We start from the raw sequence: 24,266 nt of genomic DNA, 5'->3' as shown, positions 1-24,266 counted from the left end.
CCTCCGGTGCACGATGTTACCTCGGTGAACGACTGGCGACCGCCGCCGAACCGCGTGCCGTCTACGCGAATGGTGTTGGATGGTCGCCATGTCCGGTACCCAGGAGCCGTTGGTCGAGGTCGATCGGCTCGTCGCCGAGCTCGACAAGGCCGATCCGCCCACCCTGCTCGACGTCCGCTGGCGCCTCATCGGCCCGCCCGGGCGCGACGACTACCTCGCCGGCCACCTGCCCGGGGCGGTCTTCGTCGACCTGGACACCGCGCTCTGTGGGGCGCCGGGCGCCGGCGGCCGGCACCCGTTGCCCGACCCGGCGGCGTTGCAGGCCGCACTGCGGGCCGCCGGCGTCCGCGCCGGTCACCCCGTGGTGGTGTACGACGGCGGCGACGGCATGGCCGCCGCACGGGCCTGGTGGACGCTGCGCTGGGCGGGTCACCGGCCGGTACGCCTGCTGCACGGCGGCTACCCGGCCTGGGTCGCCGCCGGCCGGCCCGTCTCCACCGACGCGCCCGCCCCACCCCCCGGTGACGTCGTGGTGCGCCCCGGTGATCTCCCGGTGCTCGACGCCGGGCAGGCCGCCGCGCTGGCCGCCGCGGACGACGCCGTGCTGCTCGACGTGCGGGCGGCGCCCCGCTATCGCGGCGAGGTCGAGCCGATCGACCCGGTGGCCGGGCACGTGCCGGGAGCGGCGAACCTGCCCGCCGGGGAGTACGTCGGGCCGGACGGCCGTTTCCTGGCCGCCGACGTGCTGAGCGAGCGGTTCGCCGCCGCCGGGGTGACCGATGGGCGGGCCGTCGGGGCGTACTGCGGCTCAGGGGTGACCGCCGCCCAGGCGGTGCTCGCGCTGCACCTGGCCGGCCGCACGGACGCCGCGCTCTACGTTGGATCGTGGAGCAACTGGGTGGCGGACCCGGCCCGACCGGTCGCCTCCGGGCCGACACCCGGCCGCTGACCAGCGCGTGCGGTGGGCCGGCGCCGATCCTCGTGCGACGATGGGCTCATGTCCGACGACACGGTTGTGGTGTGGGACGAGTCGCTGCTCGCCTACGACATGGGTGACCATCCACTCGACCCGGTCCGGGTGGAGCTGACCATCGCGCTCGCCCGCGAGCTGGGCATCCTGAATCGGCCCGGGGTGCGGATGGTCAAGCCGGAGCCCGCCGACGACGCCCTGCTCACCCGGGTGCACGCGCCGGCCTACCTCGCCGCGGTACGCAACGCTCCGCGCGACCCGCTCTTCGCCGGGTACGGGCTGGGCACCTCCGACAACCCGGTCTTCGAGGGTATGCACGAGTCCAGCGCGCTCATCGCCGGCGCGACGGTGGCCGCCGCCGAGGCGGTCTGGCGCGGCGAAGCCCGGCGGGCGGTGAACGTCGCCGGTGGGCTGCACCACGCGATGTCCGCCCGAGCCTCCGGCTTCTGCGTCTACAACGACCCCGCGGTGGCCATCGCCCGCCTGCTCGACCTGGGCGCCGAGCGGGTCGCGTACGTGGACGTCGACGTGCACCACGGCGACGGGGTGCAGGACATCTTCTGGAACGACCCGCGCGTGCTGACGGTCAGCGTGCACGAGACCCCGCTGGCGCTCTTCCCGGGCACGGGTTTCCCGGACGAGACGGGTGGGCCGGGCGCGCAGGGCACCGCTGTCAACATGCCGTTGCCGCCCGGTGTCGACGACAGCGGCTGGCAGCGTGCGTTCCACGCGATCGTGCCGTCGGTGCTGCGCGCGTTCCGGCCGCAGGTGCTGGTCAGCCAGTGCGGTGCCGACGGGCACCGGCTGGATCCGCTCGCCGACCTGAACCTGACGGTGGACGGGCAGCGGGCCACCTACCTGGCGATGCGGGCGCTCGCCGACGAGTTGTGCGACGGCCGGTGGGTGGCTACCGGCGGCGGCGGGTACGCGCTCGTCGAGGTGGTGCCCCGGGCCTGGAGTCACCTGCTGGCCGTGGCCACCGGTGACCCGATCGACCCGGCCACGCTCACCCCACCCGCGTGGCGAGACCTGGTCGCTTCCCGAAGTCTGGGCCGGGAGGTGCCGCTGCGGATGACCGACGACGCCGACCCGTCGTACGAGCCGTGGCAGCCGACCGGCGAGCCGAACGCGGTGGACCGGGCGATCGCGGCCACCCGCAAGACGGTCTTCCCGCTGCTCGGGCTCGACCCGCACGATCCACGGGACTGAGCCGGGCCGGGGGAGGGCGTTCCGGTGACGACCGTGGACCAGCCGGTCGACGTGCTGCTCAGCGATGGCAGCACGGTCCAGTTGCGACCTATCGACCCGGCCGACGCGCCGGGCATCGTGGCGATGCACAGCCGGTTCTCCGAGCGCACCCGCTACCTGCGGTACTTCTCGCCGTACCCGCGCATCCCGGAGCGGGATCTGATCCGTTTCGTCACCGTGGACCACCACGACCGGGAGGCGTTCGTGGTGCTGGCCGCCGACCAGATCGTCGCGGTCGGCCGGTACGAGCGGCTCGGCCCGCAGGCCCCCGAGGCGGAGGTGGCCTTCGTGGTGGAGGACGCCTACCAGGGGAGGGGGATCGGCTCGGTGCTGATGGAGCACCTGGCCGACGCGGCCCGCCGCAACGACATCATGAGCTTCGTCGCGGAGGTGCTGCCGGCCAACGGGACGATGCTGCGGGTCTTCGCCGACTTCGGCTACCAGGTCCAGCGCGAGTACGCCGACGGCGTGGTCCACCTGAGTTTTCCCATCGCGCCCACCGAGGCCAGCCTGGAGGTGCAGCGCGGCCGGGAGCACCGCACCGAGGCCCGCTCGATCGCCCGGCTGCTCGCCCCGCGCGGCATCGTCGTCTACGGCGCCAGCGCCACCGGCCAGGGCGTCGGCGCGGCGGTGCTCGGGCACCTGCGCGACGGCGGGTTCACCGGTGCGGTGGTGCCGGTGCATCCGAGCGCGTCGACAGTGGCGGGCCTCCCCGCGTACCCGTCGGCGGTTGATGCCGGAGCGCCGGTGGACCTGGCGGTGGTGGCGGTCCCACCGGAGGCGGCGACAGCGGTGGTGGCCGACGCCGCCGCCGCGGGGGTGCACGGCCTGGTGGTCATCTCGGCAGGCTTCGCCGAGGCCGGCGGCGAGGGCGCGGCCACCCAGCGGGCACTGGTCCGCGCGGCGCACGCGGCCGGGATGCGGGTCGTCGGCCCGAACTGTCTGGGCGTGGCCAACACCGACCCGACGGTACGCCTCAACGCCACCCTCGCCCCGGTGTTGCCGCCGGCCGGCCGGGTCGGCATCTTCAGTCAGTCGGGTGCGTTCGGGGTGGCGCTGCTCGCCGAGGCGGACCGACGGGGCCTCGGGCTGTCCAGCTTCGTTTCGGCCGGCAACCGGGCCGACGTCTCCGGCAACGACCTCCTCCAGTACTGGCAGGACGACCCCGGCACCGATGTGATCATGCTCTACCTGGAGACCTTCGGAAACCCGCGCAAGTTCGCCCGGTTGGCCCGGCGGATCGGCCGCGCCAAACCGGTCGTCGCGCTCGCCTCGCCGGCCCGCCCGCCCGGGGTCGGTGACGCCGCCGGGCCGGACGAGGTGGCGGTGGCGGCGCTCTTCGCCCAGTCCGGGGTGATCCGGGTGGACACCGTGCCGGAGCTGCTCGACGTGGGTGTGCTGCTGGCCAACCAGCCGTTGCCGGCCGGCGGCCGGGTCGGTGTGGTCGGCAACTCCTCGGCCCTCACCGGGCTCGCCGCGACCGCCTGCGTCGGGCACGGCCTGAGCGTGGCCGACGGTTATCCCCGCGACGTAGGGCCGAGCGCCGGTGCCGCCGATTTCGCCGCCGCGCTCGCCGAGACGGCCGCCGACGAACGGGTGGACGCCCTGGTGGTGGTCTTCGCCCCGCCGCTACCCGGCCAGCTGACCGATGTGGACGCCGACGTGACCGCCGCACTGCCGGCCGCCCTCGCGCTGGGCAAGCCGACAGTGGCGACGTTCCTGGTCGGGCGGCTGCCACCGGGGGTGCCGGCGTACGGCGGCGTGGAGGAGGCGGTCCGCGCTCTCGCCCGCGCGCACCGGTACGCCGAGTGGCTTCGCCGCCCGCCCGGGGTGGCACCGGAGCTTCCGGACCTCGATCGGGCTGCCGCGCAGGCCGCGCTCCGGGCCGAGGCCACCGACCCGGGTGCGCTGCTGGCCGCGTACGGCATCGACGTGGTCGCCTCGGTGTCCGTCGACACGGCCGACGCCGCGGTCGACGCGGCGGCGCGGCTGGGCTTTCCGGTGGCGCTCAAGGCGGCCGCTCCCGGGCTGCGGCACCGGCTCGACCTCGGCGCGGTCCGGCTGGACCTGCCCGACGAGCCGACCCTCCGCCGGGCGTACGCCGACCTCGCGGCGACCTTCGGTGCGGACGCGCTGGTCCAGCCGATGGTCCCGCCCGGCGTGGCCTGTGTGGTGGAGGTGGTGGAAGACCCCGCGTTCGGGCCGGTGGTCGGCTTCGGCCTGGGCGGGGTCGCCACCGAGTTGCTCGGCGATCGGGCCTGGCGGGCGGTGCCGCTGACCGACCGGGACGCGGCCGAGCTGGTCGACGAGCCTCGGGCGTCGCCGCTGCTGCGTGGGCACCGGGGGGCCGCGCCGGTCGACCGGGCGGCCCTGGCCGATCTGCTGCTGCGGGTGGGTCAGCTCGCCGACGAACAGCCCCGGGTGCGCTCGCTGACCCTCAACCCGGTGCTCGCCCGCCCGGATGGCATCTCGATCCTGCACGCGCAGGTAGGGGTGGGTGGCGTGGTCGCCCGCCCGGACACCGGCCCCCGCCGCCTGTGAGCGTGCCCGCTCAGGCGCGGCTGGAGATCTGCTGGACGCCCCAGGTGTTGCCGTCCGGGTCGGCGAAGAAGACGAAGCCGACGTTGTCCAGCGGATCCGGCACCGGCCGGGGGTTCTGACCCACCACCTGGATCTCGCTGACCTCCACACCCCGCCCGACCAGCTCCTCGTGGGCCCGCTTCAGGTCGGGAACCACCAGTTGCAGGCCCTTGAGTGAGCCGGGCGGCATCTCCGGTACGACGCCCTTACCGATCACGATCGAGCAGCCCGAACCGGGCGGCGTCAGCTGGACGATGCGCGCGTCGTCACTGATCACCGTGTCGTGGTCCACCGTGAAGCCGAGCTTGTCGGCGTAGAACGTCTTCGCCCGGTCCACATCGGAGACCGGCACGATCACCACTTCCAGCGTCCAGTTCATTGTCGCTCTCCTCGGGTCGTCGGTCAGCGGACGGTGTCCCAGTCAAGCACCCCGACAGCACGGAAGGCCCCGGCGAACCGCCAGGGCCTTCCGTGGGAACCGGATGCGTCAGCAGGCGTACGCCTCCAGGCGCTGGGCCCGCTCTGGGGCGCGCAGCTTCAGCAGCGTCACCTTCTCGATCTGCCGGATCCGCTCCCGGGACAGGCCGAACTCCCGGCCGACCTCGTCCAGGGTGCGCTGGCGGCCGTCGTCCAGGCCGAACCGGAGGCGGATGACCGCCTGTTCCCGCTGGGACAGCGTGGAGAGCACGATGCTGACCTCGTTGCGCAGCTCGCCCTGGGCGGCGGCGTCGCCCGGCTCGGTGCGCGGGTCCACCGAGGCCACGAAGTCGCCGAGCGCGCTCTCACCGTCGTCGCCGACGGCCTGGTCCAGGCTGACCGGTTCCCGGTCGTAGGAGATCAGCTCGATGACCTGGATCTCGGGGATCTCCAGTGCGCGGGCCACCTCGGCGACCGTCGGTTCGCGGCCCAGCGTCACCGCCAGTTCGCGGCGGGCCCGAACCATCCGGTTGACCTGCTCGACCATGTGCACGGGGATGCGGATGGTGCGGGCCTGGTCGGCCATGGCGCGGGTGATGGCCTGTCGGATCCACCAGGTGGCGTACGTGGAGAACTTGTAGCCCTTGGCGTAGTCGAACTTCTCCACCGCCCGGATCAGACCGAGGTTGCCCTCCTGGATCAGGTCGAGAAACGCCATGCCGCGGCCGGTGTAGCGCTTGGCGATGCTGACCACCAGCCGCAGGTTCGCCTCCAACAGGTGGTCCTTTGCGGCCCGGCCCTCGGCGACGATCAGCTCCAGGTCGGCTCGCAGCTCCGCGGAGACCGGGGTGCAGGTGGCCAGCTTCTCGGCGGCGAACAGGCCGGCCTCGATGCGCCGGGCCAGGTCGACCTCCTGCGCGGCGGTCAGCAGCTTCGTCCGGCCGATTCCGTTGAGGTAGGCCCGGACCAGGTCGGTGGAGATGCCGCGCTCGTCGGTGGCGTCCAGGTCGACGAGGGCCTCGGGGGCCCCGTCGGTGTCGGTCGTGGTGGCCGGGCGCGTCCGGTGTTCCGTCATCTGAAGGACCATCTCTGTCTCTCCCCGTTTCCACGTCGGTGCCGTGTTCCCGGCCCAGTGGTGCCGGTGTGAACAACAGCTTGGCGGGCGGGGCGTAAAACGGGAGTGAGGCGATCGGGCACCCGACAGGAATTACGTCGGATCGCTGGTGCGGTGTGTCGTCGGGATGTGTGGTTGCCCGCCCCGGCTACGTTGCGGACGGCCGGCCACCTCTGGTCGGCCGGAAACGACAGTTGGAGGACGGTGTGGTCTTCAAGCGGCTCATGAAGGCGATGGGCGTCGGTGGACCGTCGGTGGAAACGGTGCTGGCCAACGCGAACTGCCGCCCGGGCGGCCAGTTGGAGGGCCGGATCCAGGTGCTGGGCGGCGACCACCAGGTCGACATCGACCATGTCGCTCTCGGCCTGGTCACCCGGGTCGAGGTGGAGAGCGGCGACAACGACTACGACACCACTCAGGAGTTCCACCGCCAGCAGGTCACCGGCGCGTTCCGGCTGGAGCCGGGGCAGCGCTACGACCTTCCGTTCCGCTTCGACGTGCCGTGGGAGACACCGGTCACCGAGCTGTACGGGCAGCACCTGCACGGAATGACGATGGGCCTGCGTACCGAGCTGGAGGTCGCCCGCGCGGTCGACAAGGGTGACCTGGACGCCGTGTCGGTGCACCCGCTGCCGGCGCAGGAGCGACTGCTGGACGCGCTGCTGCGGCTGGGCTTCCGGTTCGCACGCGCCGATGTGGAGCGTGGCCACATCTACGGCGTACGCCAGACGTTGCCGTTCTACCAGGAGATCGAGTTCAGCCCGGCACCGCAGTACGCCCGCTCGATCAACCAGTTGGAGGTCACCTTCATCGCCGACGCGCAGCAGATGCAGGTGGTGCTGGAGGTCGACAAGCGCGGCGGTGTCTTCACCGAGGGCCGGGACGCCTTCGGTCGGTTCACGGTCGACCACGCCACCGCCGACCGCACCGACTGGACCGCCGAACTCGACAACTGGCTCCGCCAGTCCCTGTCCCGCCGAGGCCTCTTCTCCTAACCCCCACCCCCACCCCACCCGCCCCCCGGCCTCTCCCGTCGATCATGAGGTTGACCGGTGATTCGATCTTCAAAAGGCCCGTCAACCTCATGATCAACCGGGGGTGGGGTGGGGTGGGGTGGGGTGGGGTTAGAGGTCCAGGAGGAGGGTTTGGGGGCCGATGTTGGTGCTCTCCACCAGCATGTGCGTGCGGAAGCGACCGGTCTCCACCTTCGCTCCTCGTTCGCGGAGGGCGTCGACCACCGCTGTCACCAGTGGCTCGGCGACCTCGGCGGGGGCGGCGGCGGTCCAGCTCGGGCGCCGGCCCTTGCGGACGTCGCCGTAGAGAGTGAACTGGCTGACCACCAGGATCGGCGCGCCGGTGTCGGCGGCGGACCGCTCACCGTCCAGGATGCGTACCTCGTGGACCTTGCGGGCCATCGTCTGAGCGGTCTGCGCGGTGTCGGTGTGTGTCACGCCGAGCAGCACCAGCAGGCCGTTCTCGATGGCACCGACCACCTCGCCGTCCACCGTCACGCTGGCCCGCCCGACGGTCTGCACCACCGCCCGCATCAGGCGCTCACCGGCTCGATGAAGCCGCGCTCCACCAGGTGCGCCACGATCGGGCCGGCGGCCTCCGCCATCTCGTCGGGCTCGACGTCGTGCGCTGCGGCGAGCAGGGCGAGCTGGTCACGCAGCGGCAGCCGGCCGTCGGCGCCACCGACCAGCGCCAGCACCAGCGGGTCGATCTCCTCGGTCCAGCGCAGGCCGTGCGGCATCGCGAGGACCTGCCGGTCCACCCCCCAGCCCTCGTCGCCCATGGTGGCCTCCTGTCGCAGCTGGAGGCCCTCGGCGGCCCGGTAGCGCTCGGCGAGCAACGCCTCGGTGTCGCGTACCTGGAGAAAGTCCTGGCGGTCGAACCAGGCGGCGACCTGGTCGCCCAGCGGTGGCTGCACCCGCTGGCGCAGATCCTCCACCCGGACCACCGGGTCGGCGTGCCCGCCCCGACGCAGTGACACGATGCCGAAGCCGATGCCCTCCACCTTGTGCGCGTCGAACCAGTCCAGCCAGGCGGCCATCCGCTGTGGGTCGGCGGTCTCGCCGACGTCGGTGAGCCACAGGTCGACGTACGCCATCGGGTCGGCCACCTCCCGCTGGATCACCCAGGCGTCCAGACCGGTCCCGGCGAACCAGCCGGCCACCCGCTCGTCCCACTCCTCGCCGGCGACGTGCACCCAGTTCGCCAGGTACTGCATGGTGCCGCCCTCGGTGAGCAGGCCCGGGGCGGCGGCGGCCAGCTCGGCGCCGATCGCGTCACCGACCCGGCCGGAGTCGCGGTACACGTGCGTGGTCGTGCCCGGGCCGACCACGAACGGTGGGTTGCTCACCACCAGGTCGAACCGTCGACCGGCCACCGGGGCGACCAGGTCGCCGCGGAGCAGCTCCCAGTCCTGACCGTTGAGGGCGGCGGTGGTCGCGGCGAAGCGCAGCGCCCGCTCGGAGAGGTCGGTGGCGGTCACCGACCTGGCGTGGGTGCCCAGGTGCAGGGCCTGGATCCCGGAGCCGGTGCCCAGGTCCAGTGCGGTGTCGACCGGCCGGCGCATGGTCGCGCCGATCAGGGTGTGGGTCGCCCCGCCGACGCCGAGGACGTGCTCGGCGTGCAACGGGCGACCCGGGCGGGCGCTGGCCGGCACGTCGGCGAGCACCCACCAGTCCTCGCCGTACGGCTCCAGGTCGATGCCGGCACGCAGGCCGTCGCCGTACCGCTCGACCAGCCCGCCGGCCAGCGCCTCGGCCAGGCTCAGCGGCGCCAGGGCGGCGGTCACCGCCGCCTCCGACTCGGTCTGGGCGCAGATGAACACCCGGATCAGGGTGCCGAGCGGGTCGCCGTCCCCGGTGGCGCGCAGCGCGGCCCGGTAGTCGTTGCGGGCGACCGCCGCGGTCGCCTGGGCGCCCAGCCGCTCGGCGATGCCGTGACTGGTGAATCCGGCCCGGGTCAGTGCGCTGCGCAGCGCGTCGACGCCGGCGGGGGAGAGCAGCATGTCGTGTTCGTCCACCCCGACATCCTGCCCTCCGTTGGGTCCCGGGTCAGCGTCACCCGCCGTAGACGTCGGAGCGTCGGTGTCCGCCCGGCTCGGTACGCCAGGCAGGATGGTCCGCATGACGCTTGTCCTGCCCATCGACCCGGAGGCCAACCGGTTGCTGGAGCGCAGCCCGCTGGCCCTGCTGGTCGGCATGGTTCTCGATCAACAGGTGCCGATGGAGAAGGCGTTCTCGTCGCCGTACGTGCTCCAGCAGCGGCTCGGCCATGAGCTGGACGCGGCGGAGCTGGCCGGGTACGACCCGGAGGCCCTGGTCGCCCTCTTCGCCCAGCCGCCCGCGTTGCACCGGTTTCCCAAGGCCATGGCCGCCCGGGTGCAGGAGGTCTGCCAGGTGTTGGTGGAGCGCTACGACGGTGACGCGGCGCTGCTCTGGGCCGAGGTCGCCGACGGACCCGAGCTGCTGCGCCGGGTCTCCGCGCTGCCCGGCTTCGGCAAGCAGAAGGCACAGATCTTCGTGGCCCTGCTCGGCAAGCGGTTCGGGGTGACCCCGCAGGACTGGCGGAAGGCAGCCGGAGACTACGGCGACCCGGGCGCGTACCGGTCGGTGGCCGACGTCACCGACGCCGATTCGCTGCGTCGGGTGCGGGAGTTCAAGCAGCAGATGAAGGCGGCGGCCAAGGCGAAGACGAGCGGCGGCTGAGCCGTCCGCTCAGGCGGCGGTGGGGTGCGCCAGCGAGGCCAGTGCGCGTCGGACGTCGGCCAGCGAGACGGTCGCCGAGTCGTCCAGGTCGGCCAGGCCGGCCTCGATCCACTGGCGCATCAACGTGGTGACCCCGATGCCCCGGGCGTCGGCGGCGGCGCGAACCCGCTCGTAGGTGTCCAGTGGCAGCCGCACCGAGCGGCTCACCATCGGCACGTCGCTGTCGGGGGTGGGCAGCTCCGCCGCCGGGCTCTCGTCGATCAGCTCGGCGATCCGCTCGCCGCCGTCGTGGAACTGCTTGGTCGCGTCGTTCCGGTGCATCGTCACGGCCTCCTCGTCTACCGAGATCTCCGCACGGCCTCGTCGTAGCGCTTGGACTCGACGTCGCTCAACTCGCGGGCGGAGAGAATGTCCCAGTCGTTGTCGGTGCCATCGGCCTCGGCGAGCAGCACCGCCAGCCGGCGGCCCCGACGGGCGGCGGCGTAGACCACCATCACGTCGTCACCCAGATGACGGATGACCCGTCGGGCGCTGTGCAGCGCCTCCCAGACTTCCCCGGGTGTGACGTCGTAGACCCTCAGGTTGGCCAACGCCTCGTCGGTGAAGCTGAACCTGCTGCCCACATCGCGCAGCGTACCACGGGCGTAACACGCGGCGGGATGACTCGAAGTTCGCTGATCACGGGCCTGCGGTGACAGGATGAGGCGTAACCCCCTCGAGGAGGTCCATGGTGAAGCGTCAGGCGTACCAGCCGATTCTGATCACCGACGCCTCGCGCAGCCAGGACGATCAGCTCAACAGTCGCCAGCGCCGCTATGTCCTGATGATGGGCATCCGGGTGCTGTGCATCATCGTCGGCGCGATCCTGGTCGGTGCGAACGCCCCACTGCTCTGGCTCTGGCTGCCACTGTGCGGCCTCGGCATGGTGCTCATCCCCTGGCTGGCCGTGCTGCTGGCCAACGACCGGCCGCCGAAGGAAGAGCACCGGCTGGCCAACCGGTTCCACCCCCGCCAGCAGGACGACACCCCGCCGATGAGCCTCACCGCCGAGGAGCGCCCACACAAGGTCATCGACGTCGAACCCTGACCCGCGAACGGGCCAGGGTCCGAACCGTCCCGACCGCGCCAGGCCCGGCGCAGGCCGCTACGCCTGTGGCCGAGCCCCGGCGGTGGAGACGGCCAGCGCGCCCAGGTCGGTGGCGCGGCTCAGTGCCGCGGTCGGGGTCCCACCGGCGAGCCAAGCGGTGAGCAGACCGGCCGCGAAGGCGTCGCCCGCGCCCGTGACGTCCACCACCGCCACCCGGCTGGCCGGAGCCACGCAGACCGGCGTGGTGCGGTCCACCCAGACCGCTCCGGCCGCGCCGCGCTTCACCACCACCCGTCGAGCCGTCGCCGACAGCGCCCGCCCCTGCGCCGCCGGGTCCAGCCCGCCGGCCAGCACCGTGGCCTCGTCCGCGTTGACCAGGAGCAGGTCGATGTCGCGTACCCAACCCAGGAACGCCGCCGCGCCGACCCGCCGCAACGGCGCCGCGGAGGCCGCGTCGACGCTGATGGTGAGCCCGCGCTCGCGGGCGGCGGCCAACGCCCGCAGCCCCGCGCCGCGCGACTCCGCGTCCAACAGGGTGTACGCGGACAGGTGCAGATGCCCAGCGCCGGGCGCCGCCGCGACGGCCTGCTCGACGTGCGCGGCGCTCAGCCGCAGGTTCGCGCCCCGCTGGCTGACCATGGTGCGCTCGTCGTCGGCGGCCAACACGATGACCGTGCCGGTCGGGGCGCCCTCGATCCGCTCGATGGCGCAGTCGACGCCCGCCCGTTCCAGCTCGGCCACCCGGTCCCGCCCGGCGTCGTCGTCACCGACGGCTCCGACGAGCGTGACGTCCACCCGCTGCGCGGCGATCCAGGCGGCGGTGTTGGCCGCCTGACCGCCGCCGCCGAGACTGATCGCGGCCCCGGTGTCCGAGCCGGCCGCGAGCGGCCCGGACAACACGGCGACCACATCGGTGATCACGTCCCCGACGACGACCACCCGGGCCGGTCGGGTCATGCCGGGACGGCGGTGCCGCGGGCCACCGAGGCGACCGCGATCCGCGCGGCCAGGTCGGCGTTGCGCAGGATGATCCGCACGTTCACCGCCAGGCTCGCACCCTCGGTGGCCGAGTGGAAGTGCGCGAGCAGGTACGGGGTGACGGCCTTTCCGGTGATCCCGTCCCGCTCCAGCAGGGCCAGGCCCTCGGTGAGCGTCCGGTCGTGCAGCTCCGGGTCGAGCTGCTCGTCGACCGGCAGCGGGTTGGCGATGAGCAGCCCGCCGGTGTGCACGGCGTGCTCGTCCCGGGCGGCGAGCACGGCGGCGACCTGCTCCGGCGAATCCACCGACCAGTCCAGGTCGAAGCCGGCGTCGGTGAGGTAGAAGCCGGGGAACCGGCGGGTGCGGTAACCGACAACAGCGACCCCGAGGGTCTCCAGGCGCTCCAGCGTCGCGCCCACGTCGAGGATCGACTTGACCCCGGCGCAGACCACCGCGATCGGGGTCTGCGCCAGGGTCACCAGGTCCGCCGACTCGTCGAAGGTGTGCGCGGCCTCCCGGTGCACCCCACCCAGCCCGCCGGTGGCGAACACGCCGATGCCGGCGGCGGCGGCCACCGCGCTGGTCGCGGCCACCGTGGTCGCGCCGTCCGCCCCGGTCGCGGCAGCCACCGCGAGGTCGCGGACGGAGAGCTTCGTCACCCCGTCGACGGTGGCCAGCCGGGTCAGCTGCGCGTCGTCCAAGCCGACCACCAGCTCGCCGGCGATCATGCCGATCGTCGCCGGAACGGCTCCGGCGTCCCGAACCGTCTGCTCGATCTCCCTGGCCACCCGCAGGTTGTCCGGTCGGGGCAGACCGTGCGAGACGATGGTGCTCTCCAGCGCGACGACGGGCCGGCCGTCGCGCAGGGCTTCGGCGACCTCGGTGCCGTAGCTGATGCGAAAGTCAGTCACACGGGCACCGTACGGGGTGGGGCCTCGGCCGGCCTCAAGTGGACCCGGCCATGATGACCTGCCAAACTTGTCGGTTGGAGGTGCAGACGTGAGCACAGAGGTTCTCGAGCGTCCGGAGCTGAAGGACGCCGATACCGGTCCCGAGATGTTCCACTACGTCCGCAAGGAGAAGATCGCCGAGAGTGCCGTCATGGGCACCTTCGTCGTCGCTCTCTGCGGCGAGACCTTCCCGGTCACCAAGGCGGCCAAGCCGGGTTCGCCGGTCTGCCCCAAGTGCAAGGAGATCTACGACTCGTACCGTGAGTGAACCTCGGCCGGTGCTCCGGCCGGCGACGTAGCCTGCGGCGGTGACCACCTCCACCGCCCTGCTCCTCGCCGACCTGACCGGGGTGGCGGTGTTCGCCGCGTCCGGGGCCTCGGCGGCGGTGGCCAAGCGACTGGACCTGTTCGGTGTCGCGTTCGTCGGCTTCGTGGCCGCCCTCGGCGGTGGGATCTTCCGGGACCTGGTCATCGACGAGGTGCCACCGCTGGCCTTCGCCGACTGGCGGTACGCGGCCACCGCCGCGATCACCGCGCTCGCCGTCTTCTGGCTGCACCCGCAACTGGTCCGACTGCGCACCACCGTGCTGGTGCTGGACGCGGCCGGCCTGGCGCTGTTCACCGTCACCGGCACGCTCAAGGCGCTCGACGCCCGGGTGCCGGCCGTCGGGGCCTGCCTGATCGGCATGCTCACCGCGATCGGCGGCGGGCTGGGCCGTGACCTGCTCACCGCCGAGATCCCCGTCGTGCTGCGCCGGGAGATCTACGCGCTGGCCGCACTGGCCGGTTCGGTCCTGGTGGTGCTGCTGTACGTCACCGGGCAGACCGGGCCCGCGCCGCTCACCGCCGCCGCCGTCCTGGTCTTCGGACTGCGCCTGATCGCGCTGCGTCGACGCTGGTCCGCGCCGGTGGCCACGCTGCGCCCGCCCCGTGCCGACGGGGCGGATCCACGCACCGACCGGGAGTGGTGAGACGGTCGGGCCGCCGTTCGGTCGGGTGCGGGATTGTGACCAGCGTGGCGTCGCCTGGGCCCGACGGCCCGTGCTGGTTATGCTGAGTCGGCCTTCGCGGCAGCTTCTGCGCGGAGGCGTTTTCATGGGCGGCGGATCCTCGTGGCCCTCGCCCGGGGTCCGCCATCGTGCGGTCGGAGAGGAGCTTCGCGTGGCAGCCCGGACGCCGGTGCTCGAGACGTTCCCGGCGCTACGCGCCTGGCAGCGCAAGGCGCTGGTGGAGTACCTGCGTCGCCGTAGCGAGGACTTCACCGCTGTCGCCACGCCCGGCGCCGGCAAGACCACCTTCGCCCTGCGGATCGCGGCCGAGTTGCTCGGTGACGGCACCGTGGAGGCGGTCACCGTGGTCGCCCCGACCGAGCACCTGAAGAACCAGTGGGCCGACGCCGCGGCCCGGGTGGGCATCCAACTCGACGCCGCCTTCCGCAACGCCGACCTGCACTCCGCGGCCGACTTCCACGGCGCGGTGGTCACCTACGCGCAGGTGGGGATGGCCCCGCAGGTGCACCGGCGACGCACCATGACCCGGCGCACCCTGGTCATCCTCGACGAGATCCACCACGCCGGCGACTCCCGGTCCTGGGGCGACGGGGTGAAGAACGCCTTCGAACCCGCCGTACGCCGCCTGATGCTCACCGGGACGCCGTTCCGCTCCGACGACAACCCGATCCCGTTCGTCAGCTACGAGCGGGGCGGAGACGGGCTGCTGCGCTCCCGCGCCGACTCGGTGTACGGCTACTCCGACGCGCTGCGCGACGGGGTGGTCCGGCCGGTGCTCTTCCTGGCGTACTCCGGGGAGACCCGCTGGCGTACGAACGCGGGGGAGGAACTGGCGGCCCGGCTGGGTGAGCCGATGACCCAGGACCTGGTGGCCCAGGCGTGGCGCACCGCCCTGGACCCGGCCGGCGACTGGATGCCACAGGTTCTGCGGGCCGCCGACGCCCGACTCACCGTCCTGCGCAACGCGGGCATGGCCGACGCCGGTGGTCTGATCATCGCCACCGACCAGCAGACCGCCCGCTCGTACGCCAAGCTGATCGAGCAGGTGACCGGCGAGAAGGCCGCCGTGGTGCTCTCCGACGACCAGGGCGCGTCCGCCCGGATCGCGACGTTCGCGGCGTCCGACCAGCGGTGGCTGGTCGCGGTGCGGATGGTGTCCGAGGGGGTCGACATCCCGCGACTGGCGGTCGGGGTCTACGCCACCAGCGCCAGCACCCCGCTCTACTTCGCCCAGGCGATCGGCCGGTTCGTGCGGGCCCGCCGGCCCGGGGAGACCGCGTCGGTGTTCCTGCCCAGCGTGCCGCACCTGCTCGGGTTGGCCAGCGAGATGGAGACCGAGCGCGACCACGTACTCGGTAAACCCAAGGAAGCCGACGGTTTCGACGACGACCTGTTGGAACGCGCGCAGCGCGACGACCAGGCCAGCGGGGAGCTGGAGAAGCGGTTCGCGGCGCTCTCGGCCACCGCCGAGCTGGACCAGGTGATCTTCGACGGCGCGTCGTTCGGCACCGCGGCCCAGGCCGGCACCCCCGAGGAAGAGGAATACCTCGGCCTGCCCGGTCTGCTCACCGCCGACCAGGTTTCGCTGCTGCTGACCAAGCGGCAGGCCGCGCAGCTCGCCGCCCAACGCCGTCGTACGGCCGACGGGGCCGCTCAGCCGGCCGCTGCGCCCACGGCAGCGCCACCCGCACCCATGAGCGCCGCCCAGCGTCGCGTGGCCCTCCGGCGCCAACTGAACGCTCTGGTGGCCGCCCGACACCACCGCACCGGCCAGCCACACGGCAAAATCCATGCCGAGCTGCGCCGGCTCTGCGGCGGGCCACCGAGCGCCCAGGCCACCATCGAGCAGCTCGAGGAACGCATCGCCACCGTGCAGACCCTCTAGACCTGCCCGGCTCCAGACCTGCCCGGCTCCAGGCCCGTCCGGCTCCGGGCTTGCCCCCGGGGCTCCAGGCCCCGTCCGGCTCCAGGCCCGTCCAGCCGCAGCCGGCTGGCTGGGGCGCCGAGGATTGCCTGCCCGGGACGGCCCAGGATGCCCTCCGCGGGGCATCTCGCGTCAAGATCGCGCAATATCCGGGATGTAGTGGCATCGGCGCGGCGGTGAGGCCACTACATCCTGGTTCGAGCACGATCTTGGCGCGGGGCGCGGGGCGCGGGGCGCGGGGCGCGGGGCGCGGGGCGCGGGGCGCGGGGCGTTCGGACAGAAAAAAGCTGACCGGAGGCACCTCGAGGGTGCCTCCGGTCAGCTATGTCGGTTTGCGGATTTAGTTCGCCATCAGATCGGCGCCACGCCAGCTGAAATCGGGCTCCGTTGCGAACCGCTCGGTGATCTTCACGAGATCCTCCGCGTACTTGTTCGCGTGGTGCCCGCAGAACACCAGCTCGCTCCCACCCGCCAGAGTGATCCGGAGCTTCCCGGCAGCATTGCAGCGGTCGCACCGTTCATCGGCGGCTGGGGGCGCCACCGTCTCGGGCGGCGGCGTGAGGGTCGGGGTCATCGCCTTCCTCCTCTGGTCGTCACCGATGAACAATCTCTTCGGTCGTTGCTCACCTATCGTGCAACACCCTTACTAGGCACTGCCTTCCCTGTGTGCCCGCGGGGGACCGAGGTCACACCTGGAAGGGACAGTGTGCCGTGCACCCAGGGTGCCACGTCAACGATCACATTCGTGCATCCGGACGATCACCATCTGGTGTTGCACACCAGGTGGTCAAAAAGACACGTTCGGTTGACGAAACCCGCTCAGTCCAGGTAATCCCGGAGGACCTGCGACCGGGACGGGTGACGCAGCTTGGACATCGTCTTGGACTCGATCTGCCGGATCCGCTCCCGGGTCACCCCGTAGACCTGACCGATCTCGTCGAGCGTCCGAGGTTGGCCGTCGGTCAGGCCGAAGCGCAGGCGTACCACACCCGCCTCACGCTCGGAGAGCGTCTGCAGCACCTGCTGGAGCTGGTCCTGCAGGAGCGAGAACGAGACCGCGTCGACCGCGACCACGGCCTCGGAGTCCTCGATGAAGTCGCCGAGCTGGCTGTCGCCCTCGTCGCCGATGGTCTGGTCCAGCGAGATGGGCTCCCGAGCGTACTGCTGGATCTCCAGCACCTTCTCGGGTGTGATGTCCATCTCCTTGGCCAGCTCCTCCGGAGTGGGCTCGCGGCCCAGGTCCTGGAGCAGCTCACGCTGTATGCGGCCGAGCTTGTTGATGACCTCCACCATGTGCACCGGGATGCGGATGGTGCGGGCCTGGTCGGCCATGGCGCGGGTGATGGCCTGTCGGATCCACCAGGTGGCGTACGTGGAGAACTTGTAGCCCTTGGTGTAGTCGAACTTCTCCACGGCCCGGATCAGACCGAGGTTGCCCTCCTGGATCAGGTCGAGGAAGGCCATGCCACGGCCCGTGTAGCGCTTGGCCAGCGACACCACCAGTCGGAGGTTCGCCTCCAAGAGGTGGTTCTTGGCCCGCTCGCCGTCGCGGGAGATCCAGCCCAGGTCACGGACCATCTCCCGGACGAGCTTCTCCTCGCCCTCGTCGGCAGCCCGCAGCCGCTCGGCGGCGTAGAGCCCGGCCTCGATCCGCTTGGCCAGCTCCACCTCCTGCTCGGCGTTGAGCAGCGGAACCTTGCCGATCTGCTTCAGGTACGCCCGGACGGAGTCGGCGGAGGCGGTCAGCTCGGCGTCGCGTCGCGCCTGCTTGAGGGCCTCGGACTCCTCGTCGTCCCACTCGAAGTCGTTGTCGGTCGCCGAGGCGGCGGCGTCGGTCTCGGCTGCCTGGGCCAGTTCGGCCGGCTCCTCGACCACCACGTCCTCGATCGCGGCGGCCAGCTCCTCCGGGTCGATCTCGCCCTCGGCGCCCTCGCCCTTCGCCTTGCCGCCAGCCTTGGTCGGCTTGGCCCCGGCAGCCGCGGCCACCGTCGCCTTGGTGGCTCGGGTCGACTTGGTCGCCTTCGCCGGCGTCGCCGTGGCGGCCTCGGCGCCGGTCGCCTTGCGGGCGGCGACCTTGCGCGGGGCCGACGTCGCCGGGGCGTCGTCGCCGGCGGGTGCCTGCTTCGGGGCCGGCGCGGCGGCCTTCTTGGTGGTCTTGGCGGTGGTGGCCCGGGACGCTGGCGTGGTCGAGCGGGCCGCGGCGACGCGGCGGCGGGTGCTCGCCGAGCCGTCCACCACGACGGTCACTCCCGCCTCGGAGAGCGCCCGCAGGATCTTCTTGGCCTGGGCCGGAGTCACCTCGGCGGACTCGACGGTGCGCGCGAGCTGAGCCGACGTGAGCTGGCCACCGGCGCTCTGCGCGTGGGCGATCAGGGTGTCGGTGAGCGAGCGAACGTCGGCGCCGGGCTGGCGGGGTTCTGTCACGAATGACCTTCCGGAGGCGAAGAGCGGGCACGGCGGGTTCGTCCAGCGCAGCGAGGGTTACCGTGCCGGGCGATGTGGTTGAGGGACCCTCGTGTCACGGTCCGGCCGGTGGTCGGCGGTCCGTGCCGCGTGGGCAGGGGTGAATTGTAACGCCGTCTGCGGCGATCATCCTGCTCCGCACCGCGTACCGCCGGTGGGGACCGTCGGTGGGGCGGAGATATGGGCTACGCGGTAATGATAGCCGCGCGGCCGGCGAAGGGCCTCCGTCGTCGAGCCCGGTGGCGCGCAGATCGTGTCCGAACTGCCGTTTGAGCAGGCAGTACGAGGTCAACGTGGCGGTTGTGAGGGTGCGCGTGTGGATCACCAAGGTCGCTGTCGGTCCGTCCGGTGACGTCCCCACCAGGTCGCGGTTGGGCAACGGTTGTGAGTCGAGCAGGGACGGGGCGGTAAGCACTTAAGCGACATTACCAACCGAAAGGGGCATATTGGCGGAGGTCGGCCGCTCCAGCTGCGCGGGCGTGCGGGTGGCGCTCACCTCGCAGCGGATCCCAGGTGCCAAAGATCCTGGTCTGGTGCCGTCGTGCGGCGTCGGGAACGATGATCTTCGGAAGCCGGGTCGGTAGTTTCACCCACCCACATGCACCCGGAGTGCGGAAAGAGGCGAATCATGACCAACTCGGCCACGACACCGTCGGAGCTGCTGACCATCGCGGTGGAGGTGGCTCGGGACGCGGCGGACACCGCGTGCCGGATGCGCGCCGAGGGCGTCGTTGTCGCCGCCACCAAGAGCACCGTCACCGACGTGGTCACCGCCGCCGACCGGGCGGTGGAGCGGCAGATCCTCGACGCGTTGGCCGCGCTGCGCCCGGACGACTCGGTGCTGGGCGAGGAGTACGGCGAGGGAGCTTCCGGCGCGACGCGCAGCGGTGTGCGTTGGATCGTCGACCCGATCGACGGCACGGTGAACTACCTGTACGGGTTGCCGCACTCCGCGGTCTCGCTGGCCGCCGAGGTGGACGGGGTGGTGGTTGCCGGCGTGGTGCGCAACGTGAGCACCGGCGAGCAATGGACCGCCACGGCCGGCGGTGGGGCCTGGCGCGACGGTGTCCGTCTGCGCTGCTCCGGCGAGGTCGATCTGGGGCAGGCGCTGGTCGGCACCGGCTTCGGCTACGACGCCGGCCGTCGGGCGCACCAGGCGCAGGTGGTGGCCGGGCTGATCGCACACGTCCGGGACATCCGCCGGCTCGGCGCCGCGGCGCTGGACCTCTGCCTGGTCGCCGAGGGGCGGCTCGACGCGTACTTCGAGAAGGGTCTTGCGGCCTGGGACCTGGCGGCAGGTGGGCTGGTGGCCGCCGAGGCGGGGGTTCGGGTCGCCGGCCTGGCCGGTCGGCCGCCAGGGCCGGACCTGGTGGTCGCGGCCCCGCCCGCGCTCTTCGCGCCGCTGCACGACCGGTTGGCCGCGCTGGACGCCGCCGGCGGTCCCTGACCGGCGGACCAGGTCGGCCGGCTGTGAGCGGCCGGCTCGGGCCTTTGACGCGCCGGCTCTGGTTGGCGGGCCAGGTCGGTGCCGGTCGCCGACCTGGCGCTGCGGTGGGCCGGTTACGCCGTCACTTGGCGGGTGGGGACGGGCAGGAGCCCTTGGGGGCCTCCGGCGGACCCGAGTCGCCGAGCGACTGGTTGACCTCGGTCGTGGTGGCGAGCTGCTGGAATTTGTTGCCCAGCACCACGTCCACGGTGTCGTCGGTGCGCTTCGGGTCGTAGCCCGGGGTCGCGTTGTTGAGGAAGTACGCCTGGAGCAGGTGCGCGGACCCGACACCCTTCGGGCCGTACCGCAGCACCGCGACGCTGTTGATCTTATTTTCGTTCCCGGTCTTCTTGACCTGGAACTGTCGGTTGCTGAACTCGTCGGCGACGGTGTGGGCGAGGCCGGGCTGATCCGTGGCGTTGAATACGTTGATCTTGACGTCTTTGCGCTCGCGCAGGGTCAGATCCGCCAACGGCCAGCCCTCGGGGCAACCCGCCGCGGTGCCCACGTTGCCCTGGCTGTCGCGGACCACGGCCACGACGACGAAGACCAGGGCGATGATCGCCAGCAGGCCGACGACGACGAGTGCTCGCACGCGCGCAAAACTCATCAGGGCACTCCCCGGACCTCAGTGGGTGGTGGCGGCCGGGAACGATCGCTCAGGCCGCCGGCCGTCGAATACGCCGCTGAGGTTAACGGTTGTCCGGCCGTCGCGTGGAAACAGCCCGACATGCCGGCGCGCCGACCGCGAACCGGGTACTACTACCCCTATCTTCGTGTCGCCTGAATCACATTGGGAACAACTTCGCGTGCGGGGGCGTACATCTCAGCCGCAAGGGCGGTATACATGCCTCGCCCAAGGGGGGGTAAGGTTCCGCGCTCGCAGGGGAGTCGCCCCGGCGAGCTCGACCCGTTCGGTCCTCGGGTCGGGTGCCCGACACAAGTGGTGGCCGGCCAGCGGAACCGAAACAGCGTCGTCCGGCGTTACAACCGGAAGCGACAACATCGATATGGGAGAGTGAAACCGATGGCCACCGACTACGACGCCCCGCGTCGCGACGAGGTCGACCTCGGCGAGGACAGCCTGGAAGAGCTCAAGGCACGGCGCGTCGACTCACAGTCGGGCGCGGTGGACGTCGACGAGGCCGAGGTGGCCGAGAGCTTTGAGCTGCCCGGTGCCGATCTGGCCGACGAGGAGCTCACGGTCAAGGTGCTTCCGATGCAGCAGGACGAGTTCCGGTGCGCCCGCTGCTTCCTGGTCCACCACCGTAGCCAGCTGGCGGTCGAGCGTAACGGCGAGTTGATCTGCCGCGAGTGCGTCTGACAACCACAACAACACCGGCGGCGGCCTCCTGAACGGGGTCGCCGCTGCCGGTGTAGGCATGCGGCAGCGGTGGGTACCTGCTTGACTCGTAGCGGTAGCCACAGCACCGGGAGGTCCGATGAGCGATCGAGGCGGCACCACCGATGGCGGCACGGACGGCCTCGGCGCCACCCGTGCCACGGATGACCCTGGTGCCGCCCGTGGCACGGATGACCCTGGTGCCACCCGCGCCACGGATGACCCTGGTGCCGCCCGTGGCACGGAAGACCTCGGTGCCACCGTCGCGGCGTTGACCGCGGACGACATCGCGCCGGCCCGACGCCGTCAACTGCTGACCCGGATGGTCGGGCAGGCCCGTGCGCGGGGCATCTCCGACCTGTTCAAGCCGCGCGCCGCCGTGCGGTGGATGGTCGACACCGTCACCGAGATCGCCCCACACGTGCCGGTACGGGACCTGGACACGCTGCGCCAGCACTTCCCCGGCCTGGACGACGCCGCCCTGGCCGACCGGCTCATCCGCAACGCGTCGAGGACCACCGCCGCGATCGGCGCGGCCGGTGGGGGCGTCGCCGCCGTCGAGTGGACGGTGGCCCCGACCCTGCTCTCCGCGCCGGTGCTGCTCGCCGCCGAGACCGTGGCCGTGGTGGCGGTGGAGCTGAAACTCGTCGGCGAGCTGCACGAGATCCACGGCGTGGCACTACCGGCCGCCGGCAGCCAACGGGCGGTCGCGCTCGTGCACTCCTGGGCCACCCAACGAGGCGTCAACCCGATGGTGCCCGGCGTGGGAGTGGGAGCGGTACTCGGCACCGCCGCCCGCAAGGAGTTGCGGGACATGCTGCTGCGGCGTTTCGGTCGCAACCTCACCACGCTCGGGCCGTTCCTGACCGGCGCGGCGGTGGCCAGCTTCCTCAACCGTCGGGCCACCCAGCAGATGGCCGACCAACTCCAGGTCGACCTGCGTCGGCGGGGCATCGCCCGGCCCGCGCCGCCGGCGGCCCTCCCGGGCCCACCGACCGGCACCTGAGCGGGCCGTCGGACCGGCTCCTGAGCGGGCCGTCGGACCGGCTCCTGAGCGGGCCCATGGCGTCGCGGACCGGCTCCTGAGCCAGGCCTTCGCCGTCGGGTCAGCCCGGCTCGCCCGCCGTCGGGTGGGAAGCCGCCAGGGCGTCCCGTGCGCTCAGCACCGCCTCGGCCAGCTCGACCGGGTGGCGGGTGCTCACCACCCAGAACGGGGTCGGGTCCGCGGGATCGTCGAGGATCACCTGCACGGCGCCGCCGATCCACGGTCGCTGCACCACGAAGGCGAGCGGGTCCGCGCCGACGCCGAGCACCTCACGTCGGCCGGCCACGTCCAGCGGCACCACGTCGGCCACGAAACGGACCGGCAGGCGGGCGTCGTCCACCCGCAGCTCGGCGTCGGCCACCCCGATCCGGATCCGGCCCAGCCACCACAGCCCGACTGCGGTGAGCGGCACCAGCACGGCGAACGGGAGCCAGGCGCGGACGCCGGAGGCGCCCATCCAGATCTCGACGGCCAGCAACGCGGCGGCCACCAGCCCGGCCAGCCACAGCCACCAGGGCAGATCCAGCCGCTCGGTGTACGCCGAGCGGGCGGCGACCGGCGGCTGATCGGCGGACGGGGAGGGCGACATGCTCACTCCTGCGAGGGTACGGCGCACGGCGGCTCGACGAACCGGCAGGATGGCAGGGTCACCCCGCGAACCGGACGGAAGAGGGGACCCGTGACCGACGTCGTACCCGTGCCCGTGCAGCTGCTCGACCCGGAGCTGCCGTTGCCCACGTACGCCCATCCCGGCGACGCCGGGGCCGACCTGGTGGCGGCCGCGGACGTGGAGCTGCCACCCGGCGGCCGTGCCCTGGTGCCCACCGGCGTGGCCATCGCGCTGCCGGAGGGGTACGTGGGCCTGGTCCATCCCCGCTCCGGTCTGGCGGCCAGGCTCGGCGTGACGGTGCTCAACGCGCCCGGTACGGTCGACGCCGGCTACCGGGGTGAGATCCTGGTCAACCTGATCAATCATGATCGGGATGTGCCGGCGAAGATCTCCCGCGGCGATCGGATCGCGCAGCTCGTGGTCCAACAGGTCGCGCGGGCGCGGTTCGAGCCGGTGGTCGAGCTGCCCGCGTCCCGGCGCGGGACCGGTGGGCACGGGTCCACCGGTGGGCACGCCGGGCTGGTGCCGTCGCCGACGGGCCAGGACCGGGTCGAGCAGCGGCCGAGCGAGCCGGGCCGCGGGCAGACGGAAGAGGTGGCAGGGTGAGTGTGAACAGCGGAGGGCAGGCGCAGTGATCTTCTCCCGAAAGCGGGCCGATGCGGAGCGGCAGACCCGTGACGAGCGGGCCACCCAGGTCCCGGACCAGGGCGATGCGACGCCGACGCTGGAGCGCGGCCCGTACGACATCTCCGAGAGCTACGACGACGTGCAGCGACTCGATCTGGGCAGCCTGCACATCCCGGCGATCGCCGACGTCGAGGTGCGGGTGCAGGCCGACCCGCAGGGTGTGGTCCAGCAGGTGGTGCTGGTGCACGGTGACAACGCGCTCCAACTGGGCGTCTTCGCCGCCCCCCGGTCCGAGGGGATCTGGGACGAGGTGCGCGAGGAGATCCGGCAGTCGCTGCTCCGCGACGGCGCGAGCGCGCAGGAGGTCGCCGGCGAGTACGGCCCGGAGCTGCACGCCCAGGTGAACACCCCGGACGGCCCGACGAACCTGCGGTTCGTCGGAATCGACGGGCCGCGCTGGATGGTCCGGGGCGTGTTCCAGGGTCCGGTGGCCACCGACCCGGCCATGGCCGGGCCGCTCGTCGAGTGCCTGGACGGCCTGGTGGTCGACCGTGGGCAGGAGGCGAAGCCGGTCCGCGAGCCGCTGCCGCTGCGGCTGCCCCGGGAGATCGCCGACCAGGCCGAGGCCGAGGCGGGCGACGCCGCCGCCGCGACGCGGCAGGTCTGACCCGCGCGCACCGGCCCGCCGGAACCAGCCCC

At 72.4% G+C, this 24,266-nt stretch carries 26 protein-coding genes; 14 read left to right on the top strand and 12 right to left on the bottom strand.

Going from position 1 to position 24,266, the window contains the following annotated elements:
- The first annotated feature begins 88 nt into the window (after positions 1-88).
- From ABTW72_RS16615 to ABTW72_RS16605, 3 genes are read left to right on the top strand one after another with little or no spacing between them, the layout of a single operon-like run.
- Positions 89-949 (top strand): sulfurtransferase, encoded by an 861-nt coding sequence (locus ABTW72_RS16615; protein ID WP_350859604.1) that lies wholly within the window; start codon positions 89-91, stop codon positions 947-949.
- A 48-nt stretch (positions 950-997) separates the two neighbouring features.
- Entirely contained in the window at positions 998-2,179 is a 1,182-nt protein-coding gene (locus ABTW72_RS16610; RefSeq protein ID WP_350859602.1) for an acetoin utilization protein AcuC, read from the top strand.
- A gap of 24 nt (positions 2,180-2,203) precedes the next feature.
- Positions 2,204-4,759, top strand: a complete 2,556-nt coding sequence (locus ABTW72_RS16605) for a bifunctional acetate--CoA ligase family protein/GNAT family N-acetyltransferase (protein ID WP_350859599.1) — start codon at positions 2,204-2,206, stop codon at positions 4,757-4,759.
- Positions 4,760-4,769: 10 nt separating this feature from the next.
- Here ABTW72_RS16605 and ABTW72_RS16600 read toward each other — a convergent pair whose 3' ends face one another.
- Both ABTW72_RS16600 and sigB read right to left on the bottom strand, forming a co-directional pair.
- Positions 4,770-5,177 carry a VOC family protein gene (locus ABTW72_RS16600; RefSeq protein WP_350859596.1) on the bottom strand — a complete coding sequence of 136 codons (408 nt, stop codon included), beginning with the start codon at positions 5,175-5,177 and terminating at the stop codon, positions 4,770-4,772.
- 108 nt (positions 5,178-5,285) lie between these two features.
- A complete protein-coding gene (gene sigB / locus ABTW72_RS16595; RefSeq protein WP_502892212.1) occupies positions 5,286-6,302 on the bottom strand; it encodes an RNA polymerase sigma factor SigB in 1,017 nt (338 codons plus the stop codon).
- A gap of 233 nt (positions 6,303-6,535) precedes the next feature.
- Between sigB and ABTW72_RS16590 the strand changes: the two genes are divergently transcribed.
- Positions 6,536-7,324, top strand: coding sequence for a sporulation protein (locus ABTW72_RS16590; RefSeq protein WP_112604546.1), 789 nt, complete (start codon positions 6,536-6,538; stop codon positions 7,322-7,324).
- 129 nt (positions 7,325-7,453) lie between these two features.
- Here the strand turns inward: ABTW72_RS16590 and dtd are convergent, their stop codons facing one another.
- Both dtd and ABTW72_RS16580 read right to left on the bottom strand, forming a co-directional pair.
- Complete coding sequence (gene dtd, locus ABTW72_RS16585; RefSeq protein WP_350859590.1) at positions 7,454-7,876, bottom strand: D-aminoacyl-tRNA deacylase; 423 nt, start codon at positions 7,874-7,876, stop codon at positions 7,454-7,456.
- Positions 7,876-9,360, bottom strand: coding sequence for a DUF7782 domain-containing protein (locus ABTW72_RS16580; RefSeq protein ID WP_350859587.1), 1,485 nt, complete (start codon positions 9,358-9,360; stop codon positions 7,876-7,878). Before ABTW72_RS16580 ends, dtd begins: the two co-directional genes overlap by 1 nt.
- Positions 9,361-9,454: 94 nt before the next feature.
- On the opposite strand from ABTW72_RS16580, the gene ABTW72_RS16575 reads away from it, so the two are divergent.
- Positions 9,455-10,045 (top strand): HhH-GPD-type base excision DNA repair protein, encoded by a 591-nt coding sequence (locus ABTW72_RS16575; RefSeq protein ID WP_350859584.1) that lies wholly within the window; start codon positions 9,455-9,457, stop codon positions 10,043-10,045.
- A gap of 9 nt (positions 10,046-10,054) precedes the next feature.
- Here ABTW72_RS16575 and ABTW72_RS16570 read toward each other — a convergent pair whose 3' ends face one another.
- Positions 10,055-10,366 (bottom strand): YlcI/YnfO family protein, encoded by a 312-nt coding sequence (locus ABTW72_RS16570; RefSeq protein WP_091400586.1) that lies wholly within the window; start codon positions 10,364-10,366, stop codon positions 10,055-10,057.
- A 17-nt stretch (positions 10,367-10,383) separates the two neighbouring features.
- Entirely contained in the window at positions 10,384-10,668 is a 285-nt protein-coding gene (locus ABTW72_RS16565; RefSeq protein WP_030489374.1) for a hypothetical protein, read from the bottom strand.
- Between the two features lie 104 nt (positions 10,669-10,772).
- Here ABTW72_RS16565 and ABTW72_RS16560 point away from each other — a divergent pair, with 104 nt between their 5' ends.
- Positions 10,773-11,132, top strand: coding sequence for a DUF3099 domain-containing protein (locus ABTW72_RS16560; protein WP_030337423.1), 360 nt, complete (start codon positions 10,773-10,775; stop codon positions 11,130-11,132).
- 57 nt (positions 11,133-11,189) lie between these two features.
- On the opposite strand, the gene ABTW72_RS16555 is transcribed toward ABTW72_RS16560, so the two are convergent.
- A complete protein-coding gene (locus ABTW72_RS16555) occupies positions 11,190-12,089 on the bottom strand; it encodes a carbohydrate kinase family protein (RefSeq protein ID WP_350859580.1) in 900 nt (299 codons plus the stop codon).
- Complete coding sequence (locus ABTW72_RS16550) at positions 12,086-13,021, bottom strand: pseudouridine-5'-phosphate glycosidase (protein WP_350859578.1); 936 nt, start codon at positions 13,019-13,021, stop codon at positions 12,086-12,088. Before ABTW72_RS16550 ends, ABTW72_RS16555 begins: the two co-directional genes overlap by 4 nt.
- Positions 13,022-13,109: 88 nt before the next feature.
- On the opposite strand from ABTW72_RS16550, the gene ABTW72_RS16545 reads away from it, so the two are divergent.
- The 3 genes from ABTW72_RS16545 (at position 13,110) to ABTW72_RS16535 (ending at position 15,955) form a co-directional block, all read left to right on the top strand.
- Entirely contained in the window at positions 13,110-13,328 is a 219-nt protein-coding gene (locus tag ABTW72_RS16545; RefSeq protein ID WP_007456912.1) for a DUF3039 domain-containing protein, read from the top strand.
- Positions 13,329-13,368: 40 nt separating this feature from the next.
- Positions 13,369-14,031, top strand: coding sequence for a trimeric intracellular cation channel family protein (locus ABTW72_RS16540; protein ID WP_091400592.1), 663 nt, complete (start codon positions 13,369-13,371; stop codon positions 14,029-14,031).
- 190 nt (positions 14,032-14,221) lie between these two features.
- Positions 14,222-15,955: a DEAD/DEAH box helicase gene (locus ABTW72_RS16535; protein ID WP_350859573.1), complete on the top strand. Its 1,734-nt coding sequence runs from the start codon at positions 14,222-14,224 to the stop codon at positions 15,953-15,955.
- Between the two features lie 379 nt (positions 15,956-16,334).
- On the opposite strand, the gene ABTW72_RS16530 is transcribed toward ABTW72_RS16535, so the two are convergent.
- Positions 16,335-16,568 carry a DUF7455 domain-containing protein gene (locus ABTW72_RS16530; protein WP_030337431.1) on the bottom strand — a complete coding sequence of 78 codons (234 nt, stop codon included), beginning with the start codon at positions 16,566-16,568 and terminating at the stop codon, positions 16,335-16,337.
- A gap of 245 nt (positions 16,569-16,813) precedes the next feature.
- Positions 16,814-18,418: an RNA polymerase sigma factor gene (locus ABTW72_RS16525; protein ID WP_350859570.1), complete on the bottom strand. Its 1,605-nt coding sequence runs from the start codon at positions 18,416-18,418 to the stop codon at positions 16,814-16,816.
- A gap of 667 nt (positions 18,419-19,085) precedes the next feature.
- Here ABTW72_RS16525 and ABTW72_RS16520 point away from each other — a divergent pair.
- Entirely contained in the window at positions 19,086-19,904 is an 819-nt protein-coding gene (locus tag ABTW72_RS16520) for an inositol monophosphatase family protein (protein ID WP_350859568.1), read from the top strand.
- Positions 19,905-20,025: 121 nt separating this feature from the next.
- Here ABTW72_RS16520 and ABTW72_RS16515 read toward each other — a convergent pair whose 3' ends face one another.
- On the bottom strand, positions 20,026-20,538 hold the full coding sequence (locus ABTW72_RS16515) for a LytR C-terminal domain-containing protein (protein WP_350859965.1): 513 nt from the start codon (positions 20,536-20,538) through the stop codon (positions 20,026-20,028).
- 432 nt (positions 20,539-20,970) lie between these two features.
- Here ABTW72_RS16515 and ABTW72_RS16510 point away from each other — a divergent pair, with 432 nt between their 5' ends.
- Positions 20,971-21,267, top strand: a complete 297-nt coding sequence (locus tag ABTW72_RS16510; protein WP_007075406.1) for a DUF4193 domain-containing protein — start codon at positions 20,971-20,973, stop codon at positions 21,265-21,267.
- A gap of 118 nt (positions 21,268-21,385) precedes the next feature.
- Positions 21,386-22,291, top strand: coding sequence for a hypothetical protein (locus ABTW72_RS16505; protein ID WP_350859565.1), 906 nt, complete (start codon positions 21,386-21,388; stop codon positions 22,289-22,291).
- A gap of 100 nt (positions 22,292-22,391) precedes the next feature.
- Here ABTW72_RS16505 and ABTW72_RS16500 read toward each other — a convergent pair whose 3' ends face one another.
- The gene (locus ABTW72_RS16500) at positions 22,392-22,925 is read right to left on the bottom strand and encodes a DUF3093 domain-containing protein (protein WP_502892211.1); all 534 of its coding nucleotides are present in this window, start codon (positions 22,923-22,925) and stop codon (positions 22,392-22,394) included.
- Positions 22,926-23,009: 84 nt separating this feature from the next.
- On the opposite strand from ABTW72_RS16500, the gene dut reads away from it, so the two are divergent.
- Together dut and ABTW72_RS16490 are read left to right on the top strand one after the other, a co-directional pair.
- On the top strand, positions 23,010-23,546 hold the full coding sequence (gene dut / locus ABTW72_RS16495; RefSeq protein ID WP_350859561.1) for a dUTP diphosphatase: 537 nt from the start codon (positions 23,010-23,012) through the stop codon (positions 23,544-23,546).
- A 25-nt stretch (positions 23,547-23,571) separates the two neighbouring features.
- Complete coding sequence (locus ABTW72_RS16490) at positions 23,572-24,234, top strand: DUF3710 domain-containing protein (protein WP_350859559.1); 663 nt, start codon at positions 23,572-23,574, stop codon at positions 24,232-24,234.
- Positions 24,235-24,266 lie beyond the last annotated feature (32 nt).

The sequence above is a fragment of the Micromonospora sp. NPDC127501 genome, assembly GCF_040302185.1.
Taxonomy (GTDB): domain Bacteria; phylum Actinomycetota; class Actinomycetes; order Mycobacteriales; family Micromonosporaceae; genus Micromonospora.
Note: the sequence above shows the minus strand (reverse complement) of the source record. Positions and strands in the feature narration are given on the sequence as shown.

Coding starts and splice junctions, on each gene's coding strand:
- ABTW72_RS16615 (WP_350859604.1), top strand. CDS start 89: ATGTCCGGTACCCAGGAGCCGTTGGTCGAGGTCGATCGGCTCGTCGCC.
- ABTW72_RS16575 (WP_350859584.1), top strand. CDS start 9,455: ATGGTCCGCATGACGCTTGTCCTGCCCATCGACCCGGAGGCCAACCGG.
- ABTW72_RS16600 (WP_350859596.1), bottom strand. CDS start 5,177: ATGAACTGGACGCTGGAAGTGGTGATCGTGCCGGTCTCCGATGTGGAC.
- sigB (WP_502892212.1), bottom strand. CDS start 6,302: ATGGTCCTTCAGATGACGGAACACCGGACGCGCCCGGCCACCACGACC.
- ABTW72_RS16560 (WP_030337423.1), top strand. CDS start 10,773: ATGGTGAAGCGTCAGGCGTACCAGCCGATTCTGATCACCGACGCCTCG.
- ABTW72_RS16510 (WP_007075406.1), top strand. CDS start 20,971: ATGGCCACCGACTACGACGCCCCGCGTCGCGACGAGGTCGACCTCGGC.
- ABTW72_RS16555 (WP_350859580.1), bottom strand. CDS start 12,089: ATGACCCGACCGGCCCGGGTGGTCGTCGTCGGGGACGTGATCACCGAT.
- ABTW72_RS16530 (WP_030337431.1), bottom strand. CDS start 16,568: ATGACCCCGACCCTCACGCCGCCGCCCGAGACGGTGGCGCCCCCAGCC.
- ABTW72_RS16505 (WP_350859565.1), top strand. CDS start 21,386: ATGAGCGATCGAGGCGGCACCACCGATGGCGGCACGGACGGCCTCGGC.
- ABTW72_RS16520 (WP_350859568.1), top strand. CDS start 19,086: ATGACCAACTCGGCCACGACACCGTCGGAGCTGCTGACCATCGCGGTG.
- dtd (WP_350859590.1), bottom strand. CDS start 7,876: ATGCGGGCGGTGGTGCAGACCGTCGGGCGGGCCAGCGTGACGGTGGAC.
- ABTW72_RS16570 (WP_091400586.1), bottom strand. CDS start 10,366: ATGCACCGGAACGACGCGACCAAGCAGTTCCACGACGGCGGCGAGCGG.
- ABTW72_RS16610 (WP_350859602.1), top strand. CDS start 998: ATGTCCGACGACACGGTTGTGGTGTGGGACGAGTCGCTGCTCGCCTAC.